21 protein-coding genes are annotated in these 22,236 nt (G+C 31.6%); 11 read left to right on the forward strand and 10 right to left on the reverse strand.

What is annotated here, in order from left to right; translation table 11 throughout:
* Window positions 1-350: 350 nt before the first annotated feature.
* Together FLS47_RS05645 and FLS47_RS05650 are read right to left on the reverse strand one after the other, a co-directional pair.
* Window positions 351-1,532 (reverse strand): hypothetical protein, encoded by a 1,182-nt coding sequence (locus FLS47_RS05645; protein ID WP_149913409.1) that lies wholly within the window; start codon window positions 1,530-1,532, stop codon window positions 351-353.
* Between the two features lie 148 nt (window positions 1,533-1,680).
* Window positions 1,681-2,655, reverse strand: coding sequence for a hypothetical protein (locus FLS47_RS05650; RefSeq protein WP_149913410.1), 975 nt, complete (start codon window positions 2,653-2,655; stop codon window positions 1,681-1,683).
* 324 nt (window positions 2,656-2,979) lie between these two features.
* Between FLS47_RS05650 and FLS47_RS05655 the strand changes: the two genes are divergently transcribed.
* The 5 genes from FLS47_RS05655 (at window position 2,980) to FLS47_RS05675 (ending at window position 6,511) form a co-directional block, all read left to right on the forward strand.
* On the forward strand, window positions 2,980-3,921 hold the full coding sequence (locus FLS47_RS05655; RefSeq protein ID WP_149913411.1) for an AvrD family protein: 942 nt from the start codon (window positions 2,980-2,982) through the stop codon (window positions 3,919-3,921).
* A 1-nt stretch (window position 3,922) separates the two neighbouring features.
* The gene (locus tag FLS47_RS05660; RefSeq protein ID WP_149913412.1) at window positions 3,923-4,621 is read left to right on the forward strand and encodes an ATP/GTP-binding protein; all 699 of its coding nucleotides are present in this window, start codon (window positions 3,923-3,925) and stop codon (window positions 4,619-4,621) included.
* Window positions 4,622-4,808: 187 nt separating this feature from the next.
* Entirely contained in the window at window positions 4,809-5,393 is a 585-nt protein-coding gene (locus FLS47_RS05665; RefSeq protein WP_149913413.1) for a cyclic nucleotide-binding domain-containing protein, read from the forward strand.
* Between the two features lie 151 nt (window positions 5,394-5,544).
* Window positions 5,545-6,033, forward strand: a complete 489-nt coding sequence (locus tag FLS47_RS05670; protein WP_188347364.1) for a MauE/DoxX family redox-associated membrane protein — start codon at window positions 5,545-5,547, stop codon at window positions 6,031-6,033.
* 196 nt (window positions 6,034-6,229) lie between these two features.
* Complete coding sequence (locus tag FLS47_RS05675; protein ID WP_149913414.1) at window positions 6,230-6,511, forward strand: hypothetical protein; 282 nt, start codon at window positions 6,230-6,232, stop codon at window positions 6,509-6,511.
* Window positions 6,512-6,605: 94 nt separating this feature from the next.
* Here the strand turns inward: FLS47_RS05675 and FLS47_RS05680 are convergent, their stop codons facing one another.
* The 3 genes from FLS47_RS05680 to FLS47_RS05690 form a co-directional block, all read right to left on the reverse strand.
* On the reverse strand, window positions 6,606-7,994 hold the full coding sequence (locus FLS47_RS05680) for a RagB/SusD family nutrient uptake outer membrane protein (RefSeq protein WP_149913415.1): 1,389 nt from the start codon (window positions 7,992-7,994) through the stop codon (window positions 6,606-6,608).
* Window positions 7,995-7,997: 3 nt separating this feature from the next.
* Window positions 7,998-11,105, reverse strand: a complete 3,108-nt coding sequence (locus FLS47_RS05685) for a SusC/RagA family TonB-linked outer membrane protein (protein WP_188347365.1) — start codon at window positions 11,103-11,105, stop codon at window positions 7,998-8,000.
* A 107-nt stretch (window positions 11,106-11,212) separates the two neighbouring features.
* Window positions 11,213-12,754: a TlpA family protein disulfide reductase gene (locus tag FLS47_RS05690; RefSeq protein WP_149913417.1), complete on the reverse strand. Its 1,542-nt coding sequence runs from the start codon at window positions 12,752-12,754 to the stop codon at window positions 11,213-11,215.
* A gap of 630 nt (window positions 12,755-13,384) precedes the next feature.
* Between FLS47_RS05690 and FLS47_RS05695 the strand changes: the two genes are divergently transcribed.
* The 3 genes from FLS47_RS05695 (at window position 13,385) to FLS47_RS05705 (ending at window position 16,338) form a co-directional block, all read left to right on the forward strand.
* Window positions 13,385-13,789 carry a helix-turn-helix transcriptional regulator gene (locus FLS47_RS05695; RefSeq protein ID WP_149913418.1) on the forward strand — a complete coding sequence of 135 codons (405 nt, stop codon included), beginning with the start codon at window positions 13,385-13,387 and terminating at the stop codon, window positions 13,787-13,789.
* Window positions 13,790-13,981: 192 nt separating this feature from the next.
* Window positions 13,982-15,229: a DNA cytosine methyltransferase gene (locus tag FLS47_RS05700; protein WP_223225145.1), complete on the forward strand. Its 1,248-nt coding sequence runs from the start codon at window positions 13,982-13,984 to the stop codon at window positions 15,227-15,229.
* The gene (locus FLS47_RS05705; protein WP_149913419.1) at window positions 15,229-16,338 is read left to right on the forward strand and encodes an HpaII family restriction endonuclease; all 1,110 of its coding nucleotides are present in this window, start codon (window positions 15,229-15,231) and stop codon (window positions 16,336-16,338) included. The genes FLS47_RS05700 and FLS47_RS05705 overlap by 1 nt, the downstream gene beginning before the upstream one ends.
* A gap of 402 nt (window positions 16,339-16,740) precedes the next feature.
* Here FLS47_RS05705 and FLS47_RS05710 read toward each other — a convergent pair whose 3' ends face one another.
* On the reverse strand, window positions 16,741-17,538 hold the full coding sequence (locus FLS47_RS05710) for a RagB/SusD family nutrient uptake outer membrane protein (RefSeq protein WP_317131680.1): 798 nt from the start codon (window positions 17,536-17,538) through the stop codon (window positions 16,741-16,743).
* A gap of 36 nt (window positions 17,539-17,574) precedes the next feature.
* Entirely contained in the window at window positions 17,575-18,039 is a 465-nt protein-coding gene (locus FLS47_RS05715; RefSeq protein WP_149913421.1) for a RagB/SusD family nutrient uptake outer membrane protein, read from the reverse strand.
* Between the two features lie 299 nt (window positions 18,040-18,338).
* Here FLS47_RS05715 and FLS47_RS05720 point away from each other — a divergent pair, with 299 nt between their 5' ends.
* Window positions 18,339-18,617, forward strand: a complete 279-nt coding sequence (locus FLS47_RS05720; protein WP_149913422.1) for a transposase — start codon at window positions 18,339-18,341, stop codon at window positions 18,615-18,617.
* Between the two features lie 25 nt (window positions 18,618-18,642).
* Window positions 18,643-18,909: a transposase gene (locus tag FLS47_RS18955; protein WP_149913423.1), complete on the forward strand. Its 267-nt coding sequence runs from the start codon at window positions 18,643-18,645 to the stop codon at window positions 18,907-18,909.
* 189 nt (window positions 18,910-19,098) lie between these two features.
* Here FLS47_RS18955 and FLS47_RS05730 read toward each other — a convergent pair whose 3' ends face one another.
* From FLS47_RS05730 to FLS47_RS05740, 3 genes are all read right to left on the reverse strand, one after another.
* Window positions 19,099-19,866 (reverse strand): DUF3050 domain-containing protein, encoded by a 768-nt coding sequence (locus FLS47_RS05730; protein ID WP_149913424.1) that lies wholly within the window; start codon window positions 19,864-19,866, stop codon window positions 19,099-19,101.
* Between the two features lie 222 nt (window positions 19,867-20,088).
* Complete coding sequence (locus tag FLS47_RS05735; protein ID WP_188347366.1) at window positions 20,089-20,358, reverse strand: hypothetical protein; 270 nt, start codon at window positions 20,356-20,358, stop codon at window positions 20,089-20,091.
* 221 nt (window positions 20,359-20,579) lie between these two features.
* A complete protein-coding gene (locus FLS47_RS05740; protein ID WP_149913426.1) occupies window positions 20,580-21,119 on the reverse strand; it encodes a transposase in 540 nt (179 codons plus the stop codon).
* 388 nt (window positions 21,120-21,507) lie between these two features.
* Between FLS47_RS05740 and FLS47_RS05745 the strand changes: the two genes are divergently transcribed.
* Entirely contained in the window at window positions 21,508-22,185 is a 678-nt protein-coding gene (locus FLS47_RS05745; protein WP_149913427.1) for a response regulator transcription factor, read from the forward strand.
* Window positions 22,186-22,236: the final 51 nt, after the last annotated feature.

The following is a 22,236-nucleotide window of genomic DNA, read 5'->3' on the forward strand; positions in this document are numbered from 1 at the left end:
CTAGCCGTATTAAAAAGCTATATCCTCAAAACTTCAAAAACCAGCGAATCTTTAGGTTATTGACTGGATACATTGTGCCATTGGTTCAGCATGTAATCCAGATATACCTAAATGAATACGATCAAGTAGACATAAAAAAGGAAAATGGTTTATGCCAAAACGCGATTAGGTTTGACAATACATCAACTCCACCTTAAATTGGGTGATAGAATTAAAGCCTTCAGCGGCTCTAAATAGAAATATTTCCGATGGGGATCTATATCTATTTAGAGCTTACTGACACATTTTGCTTTATACTTCCTTTTGAACTTCCTCATAAAAAATTTATCTTACAACATCTTATAAAATAATTATTCTGAATAATTAGACACATGGAAATCTTTATTAACACTATTAATCATCTCAATTAGACGTCCTTTTATTCTCTTAGCCGTTTCAAATTCAACTGTAGTAGATTTTTTCTGCAAACTCTGTGTAGATATAAAAGTTGCATTAGGAGTTTTAAAATGTCTTGCAAAGAACTCAAAAGTCTTCCCAACATTTTCTACCGGTAATATATTATGTTTTATTAACAATCGTATAAAAAGACCTAATTGTGCTACAGGCATATTAATCTGTAATTTTTCATCATCGTTCCACAGTTTTCCATCTAAAACTTCTGCTCTTCTGACTTCTAGACGTTGAATAGCCGCCTCCCTCTTATCTTTATAAAAGGACTTAAGCATTTCTAAGATTGATTTTTGGTTAGGAAACAGGTAAACATTAGAATAATTTCTTATAGTATTTAATTTTTCCTCCATACTTATAAAAAAGTCTAGATGTTGATGTAAACTAGAATCTGGATTGATTATCGAATCATGTTTTTTCACAAAATAATCATAGAATAGATTACTATTAAATTCATATTGGATTAGTAAATTATCAATTTTAGAGGTATCTAAAATTTCGGTTTTTAGAATACAGGCGATTAATCCCGTTGCATACGAATACTCAATTTTTGTTATCTCTTTTCGAATTAATAATTTTTTAAGCTCATAAATGACAACCTCGGATACTTCATGATCTATATCCGAAATTGCAAATTTCGTTTTCAATTCATACAAACTACTATTGTAATTTACTTTTAAAGTAGAAAGTTTGAAATCTGAAATAGGCAATAAACTAACCATCTCTTTACTGAAAGGCTCACAGTAATCAATTATCTCTTCAATAGCATATAGTGTTTTAATATAAACATCTCTTACTTGTGCGTCTAAGTGAAAAGACTTTTTTTTGGACTTACGAAGTAAAGTCCAGTATACTTTATTGCTAATTATTAACATTTGCAACATGGTGAAGCGCCCCAATGTAACAGAAGAGTCAATAGATTCGATTAAATAAGACTTAAATCCACTAATTTCCATTTGAAATGATTCAAAAAAAATTTTATATGCATTTTTTTCAAATTTCTCATTACAACTGGAATCAGAACAAAACAATATTTCAATATCACGAAGTACTACGGAGAGTGTACTAGGTTTTTGAACCCCCATAATTTAAAATAAAATGGTTAAAAAACTATTATTCGAACCTCTATAACTGACAGATGAAAAGTAAATCTTATCGCTAATTCTAAATTTTATTACGACATTATATTTACTGATGGAATCAAATTTAAGATTATATATTTTCCTTAATCGACTAATTAATATCCTTTATACCGTTTCTAAGTTTTAATATTTTATCGGTAAGGTTTTTGAAATATTTTAGTCTATCTTTTTCTGAGCCAATACCTAAAGCCATAGATTTGTCCCGAGAGGATTTGAAAATATGATAATTATCCTTTAACACTCTACTGGAAACCATTGTTATACTATTAATTATATCCATTTTTAGCGATACACTTCTTAACTCATCATCCTGAATTATCATGAAACTTCTACCTAATGGAGAGGGTTTTACGAAAAAATCAAACCGCTTACCAGATGCCTTTTCTCCATTTGATGCGAGTTCTTTAAATTTTGCGATGAGATCAAGTAAATCATCAAGCAATTTATTTTTAATATCAGGATTTGTGAACTTTTCCAATTCATCAAAATGTTCAATTTGCGCTAGCAAATTATCCACAACGCCATGATCCCAAATCTCTGTGCTTTCAAGATTTTCGTAGTGGAATGCGATTGATTGAAATATCGGCTCTAGATTGTATGTTTCCAAGCGCTTAACATATTCTTCGTATGTAAAATCTACTTTACTCATATCATATGCATAAACATAAAGCTTAAAATAAGTAAGTGAGGTGTAACGCATAAAATAAAAAATAGGGATATCATCTGCTTGAAATAATATCTTAGATCCTTCTATTTGAGAAGCATCAGATAATAGTTTATCTAAACCTAGTATATAATTGCGGTATTTTTCTAGATCGAGCATATCAAGTGGAGAGTATCTTACATACACATACTCAGGATTGTCATGAAATAATTCGTCGGGTCTAAGGTTAAAATGCTCAACTATTTTTTTCAACTTTTCGTAATCAATTAAAGTTGACCCGTAGTTCCATTTACTAGCTGCAGCATCACTTCTAAATAGCAATTCAGCTAATTTTTTATTCATTTCCAATTTGGTTTTAAATCTTTCTGCGATTAAATCAAATAGCTCTTTCTGACTTTTCATATATTAATTACGTGTTAATTTGGTATTACTAAACGAAATTAGAACATTTAAAATTTTTCTAATTACCCTCATCTTACTATTATAACGTATAAAAATCTTCAAACATTTTATCTTCTTACAAATAAATTAAACAAAAAGTAAATAACTATAACAATATTACGTTACTCCTGCTGACTTTATAACATAATTACACAGTTAATAAACTTTAAAAAATAAGCTATAAAAAATTTATACGAAACACTCAAAAACAACAAATACAGATAACATAAAGGCCTTTTTGTTAATAAATTTCTGGGATAACTTCGCCATAACAAATCAAAACTTATGTTATCCATACAAAAAAAAACAATAGAGGAAATCTTGGGTACACCAGAAAATAGATATTTTGGAAGTGGGTTTCGTTCTTTTAGTATAGATCTAAAGAACTTAGAGTTATATACACATGAAATAAAAGGACAACTAACGGTCAACTATAATGGGCCGGAAAGACCTAGGGGTGAAGAGCCTCATATTGGCAGTATTGAGTTTATGGCATTTAGTTCACGTATAGCCACATACATAATAAATAGACTATGCCGAGTAAATATCGCGGATACAGATCGAGCGTTCATTACAAAGTATTCAATACATCTTTCTCATACTATGGAAGTTGGTACCCATAACTTTTCTTGCAAACTCATAAGTACGACAACAGACAACAGTAGTTTGCAAGGTTACATCTCACTTTTGGAGATCCGTTTTGAAAATCATGCTCAAATTAAAGTAGAAATTGATCATCGCGGATATTTAATGTATAAGACCCTTCCTCTTGATCAATCTATTCCTTTCGAATTAGAGCAATTACATTCCATAGGTTATAAATCTACTGAAATAAATTTCTCACCACTTGAAATAGACATTCAAGCTAAAACTATTCAAGCAGAAGTAACCTACAGGTATCATTTTGAAGAAAATATTTTTCATGGTGTGGGTAGCGCAAGAAACAGTCTACTTGGTACGGATGCTACTCGCGTGTTTGGCCAACTTATGCAATCATTACTATATCAATTGAATAATAGTGATAGAATAAACTGTCAAAATATATGGTTGCGTAAAATGCATTTGGTACAAGCTAGGCCTACATTTAAAAAAAACATTAAGGCACATTTATTATTTGAAGATATTCGTGAGGTTAAATTAAATGGTAAATGTTGGAATCTTATCAGCTTAAATGGTGTAGTAGGCAATTACTCGGGATTTTTTGAAGTCGCATACGAATTAAACTAATATGAAAAGAATTGTTATAAGTGGTACTTACTGTACAGGTAAAACTACACTTAGCTTGGCTCTAGAAAGAGCTAGCGGAATTTCCTGTACTCATGCACTTACTATGCGTGAAATCCTTCCAAAGTTATTTCCAGGAAAAAATTTAAGAGATTGTAGCTATGCTGAACTAATATGTTTAGGAATGAAACGGTTTGAAGATAGAATTCGAAAAGAATCAGAATTAGGGAATAGTTTTATTTCTGATGGATGTCCTTTACAGGAATGGCTATATGGCAGTACACGGTTAATCACAGGAGCATACCCTGATGAATATCCATATAAAATACTATTAAAGAAATTTTTTAATTATAGATCGTACAAAGATTTCAAAAAGCTACTTAACGGCTTTGAGGGTATGGCTAAAGTCTATACCAAGAAAAAGTACGATATATTTTTTCATTTACCTGTTGAGTTTCCTTTTATAGCCGATGGACATCGACCTACTTCCGAGAAATTTCGAACTATTTCAGAAAACCGATTATTGGAAACTTATAGTAAAATGGGAATAGAAACAATCCTTATCCCAGGAAGTTTGCAAGAGCGACTGAGCAAAATTCTAGATGTATTAAAAATTGTCCCTAAACACGAAATATCAGATTGTATCGCCTATGCACATGAGTTTCGAAAATGTAAATTTGATAATGTTCGACTTGAACAATAAAAAACATACACTATTCCAGCAATTAAATCCGATTACAACTCTTTAAACTAGCTAAATGCAGATTTTATAGACCCTATACTTGACCTTAGATTGACAACTATTACTGAAGGAATATAATGATTTCAATTAGAAATTATTTTCCTAAACATGGATTCTATTAAATCTATTTTCTCAAAAACCGACCAATATGAACAGAACCATAGCCTTCATTAATAAATACACTGATTTAAGTGAACAGGCCATAGATTTTTTATATACGTATGGACGAATTCAAAAATATAGAAAAGGTGAAATTTTTGTCTTACAGCAAGAGTCTAATAAAAGGAGTTGCTTGCTTTTAACTGGTCTTGTTGGATTTAGCATTATAAATGACAAAAATGATTCTGTATTAACTAGAATTATTACACCTATGAATTATTTTGTTGGTTGTAAACATATCTACAGTAATAAGGGGGCATTAGCAAATATTGAATTTCTAAAAGATAGTGAAGCATTTGTTCTTAACAACTTGCATCTACTTCAAGCCATTAGAAATTTTCCAGAATTTAGTTTAATATATAATATTCTTAAACAGAAGGATCTTGTGACATGTAATCACTATATTCATTTAAATAAAATTAAACATATTGATCGGCTAACCTATTTTTATAGCCATTTTCCAGAATTAAAAGAACAACTAACAGTTCGACAATTATGTATATTACTTGGTTTCTCAAATTCCAAACAATATTATTTTGCATTAGAAAAATACTATAAGAGTCAAGGATTTTAACTTCCTTATTAGTTACGTTATAAGCTTATCCTATAAAATAAGAAATTTTCCAGTAAAAATTGTACCCTATAGCCTAAAGTTTTAAATTTCATGCACTGTAGTTTTGAGACTACAATTACTTTTAACTAAAGGTAGTCACAAATATAGACCTATGAAAACAAAAAAAATTATTTCAAATACAATTATAATTCTATTGCTACTTTTATGGATACCTGTATCTATTGATAAAATTCTAAATTTCAACAGCTTTAAAAGTGGCATACTAAGACAACCTTTGGGAGAGCCTATTGCATTATTTCTAATATATTCTCTACCCGCCTTAGAGGTTAGTACAGTAGTTTTACTCATCATAGAAAAGTTTCGTACATGGGGGCTTATTGTTTCATCCATATTAATGTTTGCCTTTACTACATATGTAGCTTTGGCACTTCTTGGCACATGGGATAAACTACCCTGTGCATGTGGATCTGTTATTTCGTCGATGAGCTGGTATCAACATTTATGGTTTAACCTTTTTTTCTTAACAATAAGTGTTTGTGGATGGAGGCTGAACATAAATAGTAAACAAAATCAAGCCTCTATCATGCATAAAAAGTTTTACGTAAAACATATTAGAGACCAAAAAACTACTGAGCCTTGATTCAAGGAAAAAAGGTAAAGGGTAAAGCTAGCCTAAAAGCTCTTATGACTATCCATGGTAACTTCTTGGCATCGTACAACAAAAAGAAGATTGCTGGATAACCAGGATTAAAGGACTAATAAAAAAATCAATATCAGTCTTTATTAATCAAATACTAATAAACAGGCAGACACTATTCTGCCAAAATTAAAAAATTATGAGAAATTCAAAAAATTATGCGATGATCTTGGTAGCCTTGGTTATTGCAACCACAAGTATGACATTAATGTCGTTTTCATTCAATAATGATTCACAAAATGATCTACATTGGTATGTTAAAGTTGATGGCCAATGGCAAGAGGATATAGAAGGTCAAAATCCTAGTCTAAGTTGTCCTGGAGGCACGCTTAATCCTTGTGCTAAAGGCTTCACTAGCCCCCCAACAGAACCTATTACTGATATGACACCCGCAACTGAAACCAGATATTTTGCGCCGTAAAGGTAAAATCAATTAACACACAAGTAATTTAATAACAATTGAGGGATACTATTTCAAAAATATGTATCCCTCAGTTTATTCAAAATATCTATCTCTAATTTACGATTACTTCCAACGGTAATGGCCAAACCCACCTTGAATCAGTTGGTAATAAGTCATACTGTTCATTTCCTACAATTCTAGTTAAAGTAATTTTACGACCTTCTATATTAAAACGACGTAAGTCGGACCACCGTAACCCTCGAAATAACAACTCTTTTCTTCTCTCTTTTAAAATAAATTCTAAAAGCAGCTCATCGTCCAAAGTTGAGGCAGAATTATAAACAATGTTTTTATCCCATCTAGCTCTTAATAATTTATCCATATCTATAACGGCCGATTGAAAATCTCCTAATCTTGCATTACACTCCGCACGAATCAAAAGAATTTCGTCAACTGCTAAACCAGTAAAATAATGCTCATAACCAACAAAACTATAGCTGCCCTTAAATCTATAACCATCCTGATATTTTTGGAAAAAAATTTTTTTTCGTAAATCCCCCTCCTGATATTCCTTAAATAAATTTGAATCAACTTTAGCAAAAAAAGGATTTGTTGGATATATAACACCGATTTCACTTAACATAGCGCTAAAATAAATCACCTCTTGATTGATCGGGTTTTCAAACCGAATTCCTTGGAAAGGACTTTGTAGATTGAAATTCACTAAATTAAAATCATACAATTTATTTTCTAGAGATAGACATGAATCAGCATAGTTTTTTGCCAAATTATATTCTGACATTGAAAGATATATTCGTGCCATCAAAGCAAATGCCGCTTGTTTTGATGGTCTTGCTTTATGTAATGGGCTTTCATCTAATAAATTGATGGATTTTTTTACATCCATCACAATTCTATTATATGTTTCCTCTACAGTTGCTCTACTTAACTTTTCGTTAATATCAGCCTCCAATCTTAAAATAATTCCAGGTTCATTATTGGTTTGATCTTTTTTATATGGGTATGCAAAAACCTGAGAAAGCTGATGAAACATATAACCTCTGTGAAATAATGCTTGCCCCCTAATAAAATTACTCTCTTTACTTATACCGTTTTTTTTCTCAAATTCATCAAGACCTACAAGTACAGTATTAGCAGATAAAACTGCTTTATAAGGTAATTCCCAATCTGTCACACTTTCACCAACATATGGCTGCTTATTCCATAAATAATAGTTTCTCATTTGCTCTCTAAAGGCACTGTTTAAATCTGAACTTGATAAATAGAAATTATCTGATCCTGATTCTCCCAATTGAGGAGTCACGCCTCTTGTTGCGGCACCGTTCATAGTTGCATCATAATCTAAAATTCTCTGGTAGTGTTCTAGTGTATTGGGAATAATAATAGATTTTTGAGGCCTTTCGTCTAAAAACTCTGATCTGCTACAAGAATTTGATAACAACATCCAGAGAATAAGTGAGAATAATAAAAATGTTTTCATAGCTTAAAATATTATATTGGTTCCTAAAGAAATTGATGGGCTTGGTTTAGGTATATTATTATAATAGGGATCTAAATTTTGTGAGTTATTCGTCCATAATATATTCATATTGGATACATATGCAAATAATCGTATGCTCTTAAACCTTTTATTTGAATTTATATTATATCCAAAATTCAGATCTTCTATACGTATATGATCTCCTTTTTCAACAAGTATCTCTGAATATTGGTAAAAGTTATCTCTATTTGAATTCGCTGGGTAGACCATAGATGGAACATTTGTTATTTTTTCATCCCCCTCTTTCTTCCAACGATTTGAATAATCTGCATGTCCAGAGAATCCATTAAATAGAACTGTATAAGAGAGGCTATTTCTACGGAAATAATACCCCCATTTATAGCTGATATTGATTGATAAATCAAAATTTCTATATTTTAAAGAATTCAAAATTGATCCAAAATATGTGGGTTGCGCTGTCCCTTTAAAGACCAGTTCATCTAATGTGGAAGAGTTGTATATTGCATTATAATCTAAACTTTGATTACCATTAACTACACCAATAGGGTTTCCTGTTTTAGGGTCTAATCCGTCCCACTTTAATGCAAACACACTAAATAAAGGCTTTCCGACAAGAGGATTAGCAAGTGAAACAGGGAGATAACTTCGTCCCACACTAGATATAGGCATTAAATATTTTTTCACCTTTCCTTTTGAATACCCAAAATTGAAAGTGGTGCTCCAATTAAGATTTTTCTGAATATTTATTGTATGCAATTGTACATCTAGACCGTTATTATTCATATCAGCTATATTCATGTACATCGTAGTTACACCATAAGTTGGATCAACAGGTGTTTGAGCGAGTAAATCAGTTGCATATTTTTTATAAAAATCAACAGTACCTGAAATACGTCTGTTAAATATTGAAAAATCCAAACCTATATTTACCTGTTTAACATTTTCCCAAGCAAGGTTTTTATTTGGAGCTCCTCCCAATACACCCGTCGGTAGTTGATGTGAAAATCCACTATTAGCTAAGCTCATTGTGGTCAATGCAGATGCACTTCGAGAAATGTTTCCGTTTAAACCATAAGTAGATCTAAGTCTTAAATAAGTTAGAAAATCTGAATTAAAGAATGACTCATTGCTTACATTCCACATTCCTCCAATTGACCAAAGAGGAGTACCCTTCTGATTGGTATTTACTCCAAATAAGTTAGCCTCATCTTTTCGAAGACTTCCAGATAAGGTATACCGATTATCGTATGTATATGCAAAATTACCAAAGTATGATAGAAAATTATCTCTATACTCATTATAATTCTCTAGCACGCTTATCCTACCTGTAGTTCCTGTTGTATTTCTTCTAAAGTTCGAAATCAAATCTACCGCCGAGGTAATATTCCCACTTTCTTGGGAATAACCAATATTTTGATTCTGAAAAATGGTGGTGAGTAACTTTTTGACTTCAAACCCAACTAGAGAACTTACAACATGTTTACCTTCAAAACTCTTATTAAAGTTCAATTGAATTCTTCCTTGGTGGGAACTAGTTTCTGAATTATTGGTATGCAGAATTGAACCTTTAGGAAATGGGTAGTTTGTTGCACCTGTAGTTCTATTAATTTGAGTAAAATCATTAATCAAATTACGAGTATAATAAGATTCCTCTTTATATAACCGTTCGAGACGATCCTGTTGGCTTTGAAATTGATATTTAATCGTTGCATTTAAATAATCGGAAATATTATATTTCGAGCCCACATTTAAAATATAGTCTCGTCTACTAACCGTATGCTGTTGATTATTTATTTCCTCAAGCGGTCGATAGTTCCAATCCATCAATTTATTATTACCAACGGTGTCAATGAATCCCTTACGTAACATCTGATATACAGGAAGAGATTCTCCATCCAAACTCTTAAAATTGGTGTATGGTGAAAAATTTGTTGATGAGCCCTGTGGTGAGTTATACCCATTATTATTGCCATTTTTTTCATTGACCATAAATAAATTTAGATTGGCATCAACAGAAAGATTATTCGTAACCTTAAAAGAATTACCAGAGCGCAATGATATCCGTCTGTAGTTTTCTCCTACTAAATTGGATTTATTATTATTTACTCCACCAGAGATATAATAAGTATTTATATCGCCTTTACCACTAACATTCAAATTATAATGTTGATTTATTGACGTTCTATAGAAATACTTTTCAATTTCACGTCTTACATCGTTAGTTTTCAATGATTCCAATTGAAGTTCTAGGTCAGCTGGATTTTGAATTAATAATTCAACAGCAGAAGGTATAGGTGTAAATCTTGAAGTTGCATTGGTTGGATTTTTAGCAGCATTATATCTTCCATTTTCAAACAAAAAACGCTCTACCTCTATCCTATCACTCGAAGAAATCAATTGAATATTTTGGAGATCAGGTCGCGATGTTATTGTTGTGTTACCAACCAATTCAACTTTAGGTGAATTAGTTGTGCCTCGCTTTGTAGTTATAACAATAACTCCATTTCCTGCACGCGCACCCCAAATGGATGCAGCCGCAGCATCTTTTAACACAGTGACAGACTCAATATCACTTGGATTAATATTATTGATATCTCCATCATATGGAAAATCATCTAACACAATTAATGGTTGCGCGTTTGCATTAATTGTACTTCTTCCTCTTATTAGGAATTTGTCGGTATTAGCAGCATCTCCATGATTAAAAATTAATCCAGGGGATAAGTTTTCTATTCGAGATAAAATATTAGAAGATACATTACGATTTAACAAATCTTTGTCTATAACATCGTAACTTCCTGTAGTTGTTCCCTTTCGTACATTTTGATAACCAGTACTTACTACAACTTCTTCTATCATATCGAGATTTGCAACCATCACAATTCTATAATAACTAACTTTGGATAAGTTATATCGAAATAGTTTAGTCTTGTAACCCAAAGCACTTAATTGAATGTATCCAGAATCAGTGGAAGAGCTTATTGAAAAATAACCATTTTTATCTGTGGTAACTATTGAATTAGAATTTGTTAACGACACATTTGCACCTTCTAAAGGAACACTCTCATTGTTAATCAAATGGCCGCTCATTTTATTTTGCGCTAAAACTGAGTATGAACAAAAAGTTATTAGAGAAATTAAAAAATAGCTATACGTGTATTTTTTAATAAAAGAATGAGTAAATAACATAAGCAGTTTTATAAATTTAATGTATTATTAATTTGGCGAAATTGTTCATTAGGTGAAATTCGGTAAAACATTATTTTACGCTTCTCTTTTCGAAGATCAAGCCCATGACTTGAAAGAGTTTCTTTCAATTTTTCATAATCTGATTGCAACAAATTGTAATCAATATGATTAATTCTTATATTACTTGAGGTCTCGTTAATAAAGATTGGCTGGTCTGGCTTCCAAACAATAGAAAAATTTAGAAGTTTAATGAACGTATCAATAGAGTTTATACTCATTTGCTTCGTCTTATCATATGCTACTTTAGCATTTTGACTAGAAGTAATATTCTTATCAAACACAATAAAGCACTCCGTTTCAACAACAGAACTGTCTACTTTGAGTTTGAAAAAGTTATTAAGTTCGTTAATAACATACTGATTTATATTTGGTAAATCCTTATTTACATATTTAAGCTGATAACAGTATAAATCTTTCTGGAAATAATCTATAATGCTGAATTGCTGATTTTCAAAATTAGTGCTAAGTAATATTTTATTATTTGGAACTTGTAATACATCTTGATACATAGTAACAATAGGCATATTTGTAAAGTAGACCTTCGCAGTATCTCCTTTAGAAAATCTTCCCATAGAATATGGAATTCCTTCTATATGGCCTGTGAAAACTGATGAACTTAATATAGGTATCCCTAGAGTTCTACCCAATGAGGCTAAATCCGTTTCAGATGAATAATTCAGAATATCTTTTTTATCACTTAGTGATAAATACCTATCATTCAATACATTATCTATATTTTTAATGTTTGCATCTTTATGGCCAACAACAGCAATTACCCTATTGTCTTTAATCCATACTTGATGGGGGACAATTTTATGCGGAAAAAATTGTTTTAATAAGGAATCCTGAATAACCGATGATAGCTGCCATCTTTTTGTCACTAAACCTTCCACATCGCGTTTCTTTTGATATGTAATAGGTTGGATGTGAATTTTATTTCCGTATAAATTCTGCAAATAGTTTAATGAATCTAAAGAGGTAATACATGGTGCACACCATGTCGCCCAGAAATCAAGTATTATTAACTCTCTATCTCTGTATTCAATTAGATTTATTTCATTTTTTCCTGTAGCTGTATTTATTGCATGCAATTTAGATTGCCATAATTCTTCTGGAATAGTATCCCCAACTTTTAAGGGCGAAATATTGATTTGACTAATACTTCCTTGTCCTAATAGTGGTATTATATTAATATTAATAAACAGGAATAAAAGAATAATATTATGCAAAAGTGGTCTATAACTGTATTCCTTTTGGGAATAAATGGTTTTATTGTAATATTTTTTTGATTGAACTTCATAAATTTTTGAAGCAAGATACTTTACATATGTATCTAAATGACCTGATCTTTTTAAAAGATCTCTTTCGCTTAATACTTCATTCGATTCATGGAAATCAATATGCCTATGGGGCGATTTGAATCTTTTCTTGTTCTCTATTTTACTTCCAACAATAGGAAATAGAGGATCATTCTTGTAAAAATTATTCATTTTTCAAGTATTTAAAATTGGCTATTTTTTAATATCAACGGGTAGACGAATAAATAGATTTTTCCTACGGAAAGGGATCTATTTAAAATTAAGGAGTCACTAATGTTCTAAAATCCAGCATTTTTAATTATGAGATAAAACTATACATTAGGGGACGTTAACCTTAATTCGTTGAGACAAATTTTGTCCCTAGAAAGAGTTTGGATTACTCAGGAGCAGTAATTTTTAACTGGTAAATTTGATTTTTCATAACTCGTTTATTTGGTTAACGAGTCTTTTACAACAGGTCTATTTCCACAAAAGGTGCGGAATCCAACCTGTTGAAGACGAGGCCCTGAGAAGCCTAAAAGCCAACAAGTGGACGCCGCACCTTTGGTGCAGACGTGTACTCCACTTATCGTCTTGGCTTAATCGAAAATTCTCAGGTTTCGTCCTCAAGACTCATAAGTGCGACACCTATAAGATGCCACAAATTTACTATATTTTAATTCAAAAACAATTACATAAACGTTTTTGGTTATATTTGAAATAATTTATGTTACAAATATTTAAATTCTTTTAATACAAACAAATAGCTATTAGTTATAATAGTATAACTATAAGTTATATTTGGTTATAAAAAATATTATTATGACTTCTGGAACGAAAATCCGTTTAATAAGAGAACAAAAAGGATGGGATCAAGCATCACTAGCAAAAGAACTGGGAATTTCACAACCAGCTCTCTCTAAAATTGAATCTGATCAAACAAAACTGTCTTGGGATCATGCATTGAAATTATCAGAAGTTTTTGATGTTGATCCTGAATATTTCTTTGATTCGAATATAAATAACTATATTTCAAATAACCAAAAAGTGAATCAATTATATAATTCGGATTATCATGATAACAACATCGATTTTATTAAAGGTTTATATGAATCTCAATTAAAACTTAAGGATGAATTACTTCAAGAAAGATATGAACGTATTATAGAATTAAAAAATCTCGTTGAGGATTTAAAATCAGAGTTAGACAGTTTTAAGAAAAGATAAAATACAGAATCTTATATAGCCTATTTTGATTTAATAATCAACTCTTGAGTATCAATGAATAGCAATTAACCTCTCATTCCCTGTTTAATTATTTTAATTACAGATGTAGATTGATCAGGGAAGATTACTCATGAAAAACATTTATAATTTCGTAAATTGCAGAAATTAATTAGTGAATGTAAAATGAATGTATTGGAGAAGTTATCACTTGATGAAGTAAGAAAAGATAAGAAAAATCCAATTTGCAAGTTTGCCTTGAAGGATGCGGTAATAACTCATTATTTATATAATAATACATATCAAACCTCTCAATTCTATAAATATGATGCTTTAAAATTTACTAATGAGATAGCGGGCCATTACTTAAAAGAAAAATTTGTCGATTATTTAGATTCTAATAATCAATTAGAAGTTTTTAAAAAGGAGGATGTTCCTTTCTTACCGGTAGATAAGCCATTGTTTAACTTCATTGATTTATTTGCTGGGATTGGAGGTTTTCGTCTCGCATTACAAAATCTTGGAGGAAAATGTGTTTTTACAAGTGAGTGGGATAAACAAGCACAGAAAACTTATAGAGCAAATTTTGGTGAAACACCTTTTGGAGATATAACTCAAGAAGAAATAAAACAATATATTCCTGAAAGCTTTGATATACTTTGCGCAGGTTTCCCATGTCAAGCATTCTCTATTGCAGGAAAGCGGGGAGGATTTGAAGATACTCGTGGAACTTTATTTTTTGATGTTGCAGAAATAATAAAGCGGAAACAACCCGAAGCCTTTTTTCTTGAAAATGTTAAAGGTTTAAGAAGTCACGATAAAGGAAAGACCTTAAATACAATATTAAATGTCCTTAGGGAAGATCTTGGATATTTTGTGCCTGATCCTCAAATTATAAATGCAAAAGACTTTGGTCTGCCACAAAATAGAGAACGTATATATATTGTTGGATTTCATCCTAGTTTAGGAATTGATAGTTTTAAATACCCTGACGCAACGAACCAAACCGCTCGTTTTGAAGATGTTAAAGAAACAAGTGTTGTGGATACCAAATATTATTTGTCCAATAGATACCTTCAAACATTAATTAATCACAAAAATAGACATGAAAGTAAAGGAAATGGCTTTGGGTATCAAATCATAAATGATGATGAAATTGCAAATGCTGTGGTGTGTGGAGGAATGGGGAGAGAAAGAAATTTAGTGATTGATAATAGAATTACAGATTTCACGCCTACAACAAAAATTAAAGGAGAAGTCAACAAGGAGGGCGTTCGAAAAATGACACCTAGAGAATGGGCTAGATTACAGGGATTTCCTGATAATTTTATAATTCCAGTGGCGGATGCATCGGCATATAAACAATTTGGCAATTCCGTCGCGGTACCCGCTATTCAGGCTACAGCCAAGAAAATTATAGAAATAATTTTAAAACAACAGTAATGTCAGAAAAATCTGAAGGATTAAGTGGAAATATTGGGGAGTGGAGTGAAATATATACATTATTCAAAATTATCGCTGATAAGAAACTTTATGGAGGAACTAGTGAACTTCACAAAGTCGAATCAATGATTTTTCCTATAATAAAAATATTAAGGGATGAATCTAATGGTACATTTGAATTTTCTTACGATAATGATTTAGTAGTTGTAAAAAACAAGAATGAAGAATTTAGGATATCTGTAAAAACGTTTTATCAAAATGCTTCATTTCTTTTAAATAAATTAAAAGAGAAAAATAAATCTTCTTTTACAATTCCTGAGATAGAAACTTTTATTAATTCTTATGGTAGTCAATCTATTAAGGCTAAATCATCACTAAAAAGCGATATTCGGATCATAATACATGATTTAGTAACGGGTAGAAGTCCTCAATTAGGCTTTAGTATAAAGTCTGAAGTTGGGACTCCTCCGACATTATTTAATAGTAACAAATCAACGAACTTTGCCTATAAAATAGTTGGAGATTTATCCCCTACAGATCTAGAAGAAATCAATAGAATTGTTAAATATAAAGGCACTAAGGTGATTCAAGATGTTAAAGGCAGACTTCGTACAATTTTAAATAAAGGTTGTGAATTAAAATTTTCCCATGTTCCATGTGTTATATTCCATAATAATTTAACCTTAGTTGACTCGTCCTTACCTAATATATTGGCACATGCCCTGTATAAATACTTTACTTCAGGGATATCCAAATCAATTGAGATTATAAATTCACTAGCTTCTGAAAATCCCCTGAAATTCAATTTCTCAAACGATCATCCTTTTTATTCATATAAGTTCAAAAGATTTTTAACAGATGTATCATTGGGTATGTTGCCAACAAAAGTTTGGGGAGGAATTATTGATGCAACAGGTGGATATTTAGTTGTAAAAAAGGATGGTGAGGTATTATGTTATCATATATATAATAGAAACGAATTCGAGGATTATTTATATGTTAATACTAAGTTTGATACGCCTAGTGCCACTAAACATGATTTTGGATATATTTATCAGTTAAATGGAGAGTTGTATATAAACCTTAATTTTCAAATACGTTTTATATAATTAGTTCCTGTCACAAATTCAAGTTGTAATAGGCAAATAGGTATAAATATACCAAAATCGAACTTTACGATTACTATTGAAAGAAAAGCTACTGTAGTATTTATTCTCAGGAGTTACAGTATTGTAAATGGAAAATAAGAAAGTAGCAAAATGATGTAGGTTCTTAATTCGTATGTATGCATACGAATATATACCACATTTCCCAATAATACAGGTCTTATGAATTTTAATTTTCATAAGACCTGTATTTTATTTATATCTTTTAAATATTTGGCTAACAACTCCTTCTATAAATCAACATTCAGAGTATGAAATTTACAACTTTCTCCCTTTTATGAAGTTTTAATTATTAAAGAGATTTTTTATTACCTCTATCAAAATATTTCGCCTCTTTTAATTCTTCTAAAATCCTGGATTTTGGACTAAAAGTCTGCTTTTAGATATTTCGGCAAATGGGATTGGATACAAGTACATAGATTTTTTAAAAATTCTTGGCGCGTTATCATAATCAGTTCTTTTAAAATAACTTAAATCATTTTGATTACCTGAAATGTTTATACCTGTAAAAACGCCTCCTTGTCTTCCCTCTGCTTCTTCTGCAATCATCCATCTTCTTACATCAAAATAACGTTGACCTTCTGCAAAAAGTTCAATTCTTCTTTCTTGCTGTATAGCTTCGCGCTGTTTTTGTTGATTCCCCAAAATTCCAGTTTTTGTGCCATTTGAATTCATCTCTACATAGCCAGGAATCCCAGCTCTATGCCTTACAAGATCCAAGTATTTAATAATTTCTGGATCGTTAGGATCAACTTCATTACAAGCTTCGGCATATAATAAATAGAAGTCTGCTAGCCTGAAAATAATTGAGGGTCTAAACACAGTCTTGATTCCACCAGAAACAGTAGGATGAATGGTTCTATTATTAAATTTATACAACAAATACCCTGTTTTTGAATATCCTCCAGAGGTTGCGTTGCCACTATGTGCTATTCCTCCATACCCTGGCCTTGGATTAGTAGATGATTTTATATCTCGTGAAAAGTATATACGGGTTGCCAATGATGTCGCTGCTGTTGTTCCTTGTAAATTTACATTCGAGACGACATCGTGCCAACTTTCCCCTTGATAAGTCACAGTGGCATAGAATCTTGGCTCACGATTGGCATACATATTTGAAACATTATTGTCAGTAAGGATAATTTCATTACCTCCTTTTACAAATCGAGTAGATGGATTTTAAACATTTGAAAACCCAATTTCTGAATATCCAGAATTTTGATCATTAATTTTCAAACCATTGTTCATAAAAAATGCGTCTACAGCTTCTTGTGTAACGCCCATATATCCTCCCGCTGAGCCTCCCGCTGTACTTGCAATATCTCTCGGAATTTGAACTGACTCAACTGTTCCCCAGCTGTTGACAGCATTGGCCCAAATAATTTCTTTGTTATAACGTTGGAATAATTCGTATACATTTAAATAGGGATTGTTAGGAACACTACTGTAGTATAAATTATAGTTCCCGTTATTTGCGAAGTCAATAAACTCCTTTAAAACTTGTTTAGCCTTTTTCCATTTTTCTAAATCTTTAGCTGGAAATAATGATTTACCGTCGGTATTTTTTAATTCTAAAGCCTCAGTGTAACCTCCGTTGAATAAAGGCGATGCGGCATACATCCATAATTTTGCTCTTACAGCCATAGCTACACCTTTTGTGGGAATAATATATTAATTAATCCTATTTTCTACTAAGGGATCAACTTCTTCGAATTTTAAATCAGAAGTGAAATCATTTTTTAAATCTTGGATAATAAATTTTTAAAACATTAATGGTATTGTATTGAAAATAAGAATACAGCAAAATTGGTAATTTTAAGTGGAGCCGAATCGAATCGACATTTTTACTATAATTTAGTTAGAATGTATACCACATTTCCCAATAAATGTAATACTACCCAAATATTGGACAACTGCATAAATGTTTAAATTAGCAGTTGAAAATGAAAAAAGAACGCAGGAAATTCAGTGCAAGCTTTAAGGTGAAGGTAGCCATAGAAGCCATCAAGGAGCAGCAGACCATCCAGGAACTGGCTGTTAAATACGAGTTACACCCAACACAGATCAACAGCTGGAAGCGGGAGTTTCTAGATAATGCAGAATCGGTTTTTACCACAGAGAAAAGCCCGATAAAGGATGATTCCAAAGAGAAAGAGCTTTATTCCAAGATTGGGGAACTACAGATACAGGTTGATTTCTTAAAAAAAGTATTGGGCAAATGAGCTTAGAAGAGAAACGCGGGCTTGTTTGGCATCGCAGAATCGTGTAAGTCCAGGAGAACGCAATCCGATCGAAGGGAAGTTTGGTCAAGCAAAGACTGGCTACGGAATGAATCTCATTTTAGCTCGTCTAGCAAGAACCAGCGAAACTTGGATTAGCTGCATCGTATTGGTGCTTAACTTGGTCAAATTGGCCGAGCTAGCACTTTATTGCATAATCAATATAATAATCAATTATGTAGTAGATCTGCGCAAAAATGGCAACCTCATATCACAATACTCAAAAATCTGCTGAAAAAATCATTGAGTTTTTCAGCAGACCCTATTTAAGCTTTACATCAACGAGAAGGGGGGAGGATAATGTGTGACTAAAAAATAAATAATTATTTCTGGACAGAGTTCCGTTACACTCTCAAATTATTGTAAGCAATCATAAAAGTCAATAACTTTAACTATTATGACTGCTTAATCTAAAAATATTTATCTATGATATGCTATCATTAATTGAATCCCAAAGATCAAGTCTTTTTTTAAGTGCTTGTTTTGAAACTATTTGGATTTCTTCCCATTTTTGAGCATCATCTTGTGCTAACTCTTCAATCATTTTCAATGCCAATGGTCCATGTTCATCACCATCCAATTCTATATGTCTTTGGAAATAGTAAATAAACTTCGCTAAATCAGATTGGGGGAAGTTTATTTGAATTTCCTTTAATATAGATGAGAACATATTAGGGATCAAGTCTTCTCTTCCAAAAGTAAAGGCAGCTGCTATTTTGTGAGGCTCTTTTGTTTCAATTATTTGGAAGGTGAACTTTAGAAACTCTTTAATCCTAATATCTATATCTAAATTTTCAATACTTTGGAATATATCATTTGATTTTTTAACATTAGTCAAAAAATCCTTAATATAGCTTGTATTAGATCCCATAGATTCCATAGAATCCATGTACATTTCAAAATGGCTTAATCTTCTGCCATCTATAAATGTATCTGATTCCTCTGCCAAAACAATCTCATTAATCAAATAACGAGTGTTTGGATATTCAGATGCAAACCAAGGAATAGTGACACAAGTGAGTTCAATTTGTAATGCTTTTAGAAGAGACATGAAATCCCAAACCGCAAAAACATGTACTTGTGTGAATTTTTGTAAATGTTCTAATGTTTTAATCTTACTATAAAGTGGATGATTATTTAGTAAATCTTTTTCTTCCTCAATAAAAGCCTGTATGTTCTCAAATTCTTTCATTTAACAAAGTTAACCTATAGACGTCGATATTATAGATAGCTTACTAAGTAAGATAAAGATTTTTAAAGGATATGAAATATATATGACACATTAATGGGTTTATTTAATGAGTGATTCGGAAATACCGATTTCACTTGCTAATAGGAATAGCATTCTCATAAGGGAAATTACCGCTACAATTAATAGTTTTGATTCTGCCGAATTGAAGCAGTTTTTTTGCTTTTAGATCAGAACATTATAAACAATCCCTATTATTTGATTTTCTGGATAGAATGGTGATGTTGACCCACTATAGAGCATTAAGGATAATTTGGTTGGCGACCAAGTTTTTGCTACCACCACCTGCGCCTCATATTTCATTCTACTAAGCCCCTGCATATTATAAACTTCATTCATCTTGTGACAAAACTGGGTATACTTACCATTGAATCCCATCTGAACAATAGTGTTATGCAGTTCTCGATATGTTTTTCCGTGGTTCTCTTCGCTCAAAAGATAATTAATGAAGAATTCCAGGTTGGTGGAGTTTCTGGATTGTCTTTTCTCAAGTTTTTCCATGGATACATACCTTGCGACTGTTTTTCGATCCAGGTTTGGTATTTTAGCAATTTGTCTCAGCGTAATAACATTGGCATATAGCTCTTTAACCTTGTCGAATAGATATTGTTTATGTGCACCAATGTTTGCTGTAGAAATAGTTGGTGCTACAACTTCTAAATTTGCTTCAACAGGCCGGTAACTTCCGTTAATGTAGGGTCTTTCCTTTTGGGATCATTATAAAGCTTAAATATTTCCTTCAATTCTTTTGCTTTTGATTGGAAGACTTTTTTAGCTGCTTCCCCTAAGTTCATAATTAGGTGAAAGCGGTCGGCTACCTGAATGGCATCAGGGTCCCCTGTTTTTATACCTAAAGCATATGGACCATAGCGATCTCTGAATACTACTCTTATTTCTGGAAGATTTTTCAGCCACTCTGCCAGCGTATCCGATTCACGATCCGGAAGTAAATCTATCACTTCTTTCCGTTCTAAATCCACAATAACGGTTCCGTAGGTACTTCCTTTTTTGAATGCCCAGTCATCTACGCCAATTACCCAAGATGTCAAAGCCTTAGGTTGTATATCTACTGCTTGAATCACTCTTAACATAGTGGAGGAGCTAACCGGCAGTCCACCATAGCGACTAATTGCTGAACCTCTATTTCCTCCCAATTCAAGTCCCATTTTAAAAAGAAGATCATTTGAACGAATCAATCTTCTATAATATGGTCTGATTTCACAATCGAAGCGTTCTGTAAAAACCTTTCGATGACAGACTGAATTATCACAAAAATACTTCCTAGCCCTGAGCTTGACTTTTACTATATATCCGGAAACAGGAAGGTCTAAAGAGTATAAATTTGCACTTCTTTCAATAGCACGCTATAATTTATAATAAAATGGAATTTAAATTCTCGAGTTTTATAATGACACATAAAAATCAAAGAATATGATCTGTGAATAACATTTTTATAATTCTAAAAGAATAGACTTCCCTGTTTTTAAAATTTATATAGTGTAATATTATACATTAAAATTTCATTAGAAAGCAATGGTTATTTTTTTAGAGGTTTATGATTTTCTATTTTTGTGAAAAACATTTATGCAAATTATTCTTATTGAAGATGATAAACGAATTAGTGATTTTATTCTAAAAGGATTAGAAGAGAATACACATTTTGTAACCTTATGTAAATCTGCAGAAGATTTCATAAATAATTACCTACAATCATCTTTTGATTTAATTATTTGCGACATTATGCTCCCTGGTATGGATGGTATGCAATTAGTTCAAACCATTCGTTATAAAAAAATATATACTCCAGTTTTGATGTTAACGGCTTTAAGCTCTGTACAAGATAAAGTCTCTGCCTTAGATTTTGGAGCTGATGATTACATGACGAAACCCTTTCATTTTGATGAATTGCTATCGCGAATAAATGCTTTGACTCGTAGACATCAGTATGCACAAAAAGATGAAAGATCCAATACATTTGCAATTGGAGATATGCTGGTCGATTTGAACCAATATACTGTGAAAATTGCAGGAGAAGAAGTTATTTTATCACCGCGTGAATTCAAGCTTTTAAATTATTTAATCGAAAATAATAACAAAGCGGTTTCTCGAATTCAAATTTTAAATGCTGTTTGGGGTATAACTTTTGATAATCACACCAATGTTGTGGATGTTTATATATCTTATTTGAGAAATAAGATTGATAAAAATCAAAAATATATTTACACTATTAAAGGAGTTGGATATATGCTAAAGGCGGATTAAAATATGAAGTTAAGAGATCGTTTATCCATTTATTCTGTCTTAATATTCAGC

Source organism: Sphingobacterium cavernae (assembly GCF_008520265.1).
GTDB classification, from domain to species: Bacteria; Bacteroidota; Bacteroidia; order Sphingobacteriales; family Sphingobacteriaceae; genus Sphingobacterium; species Sphingobacterium cavernae.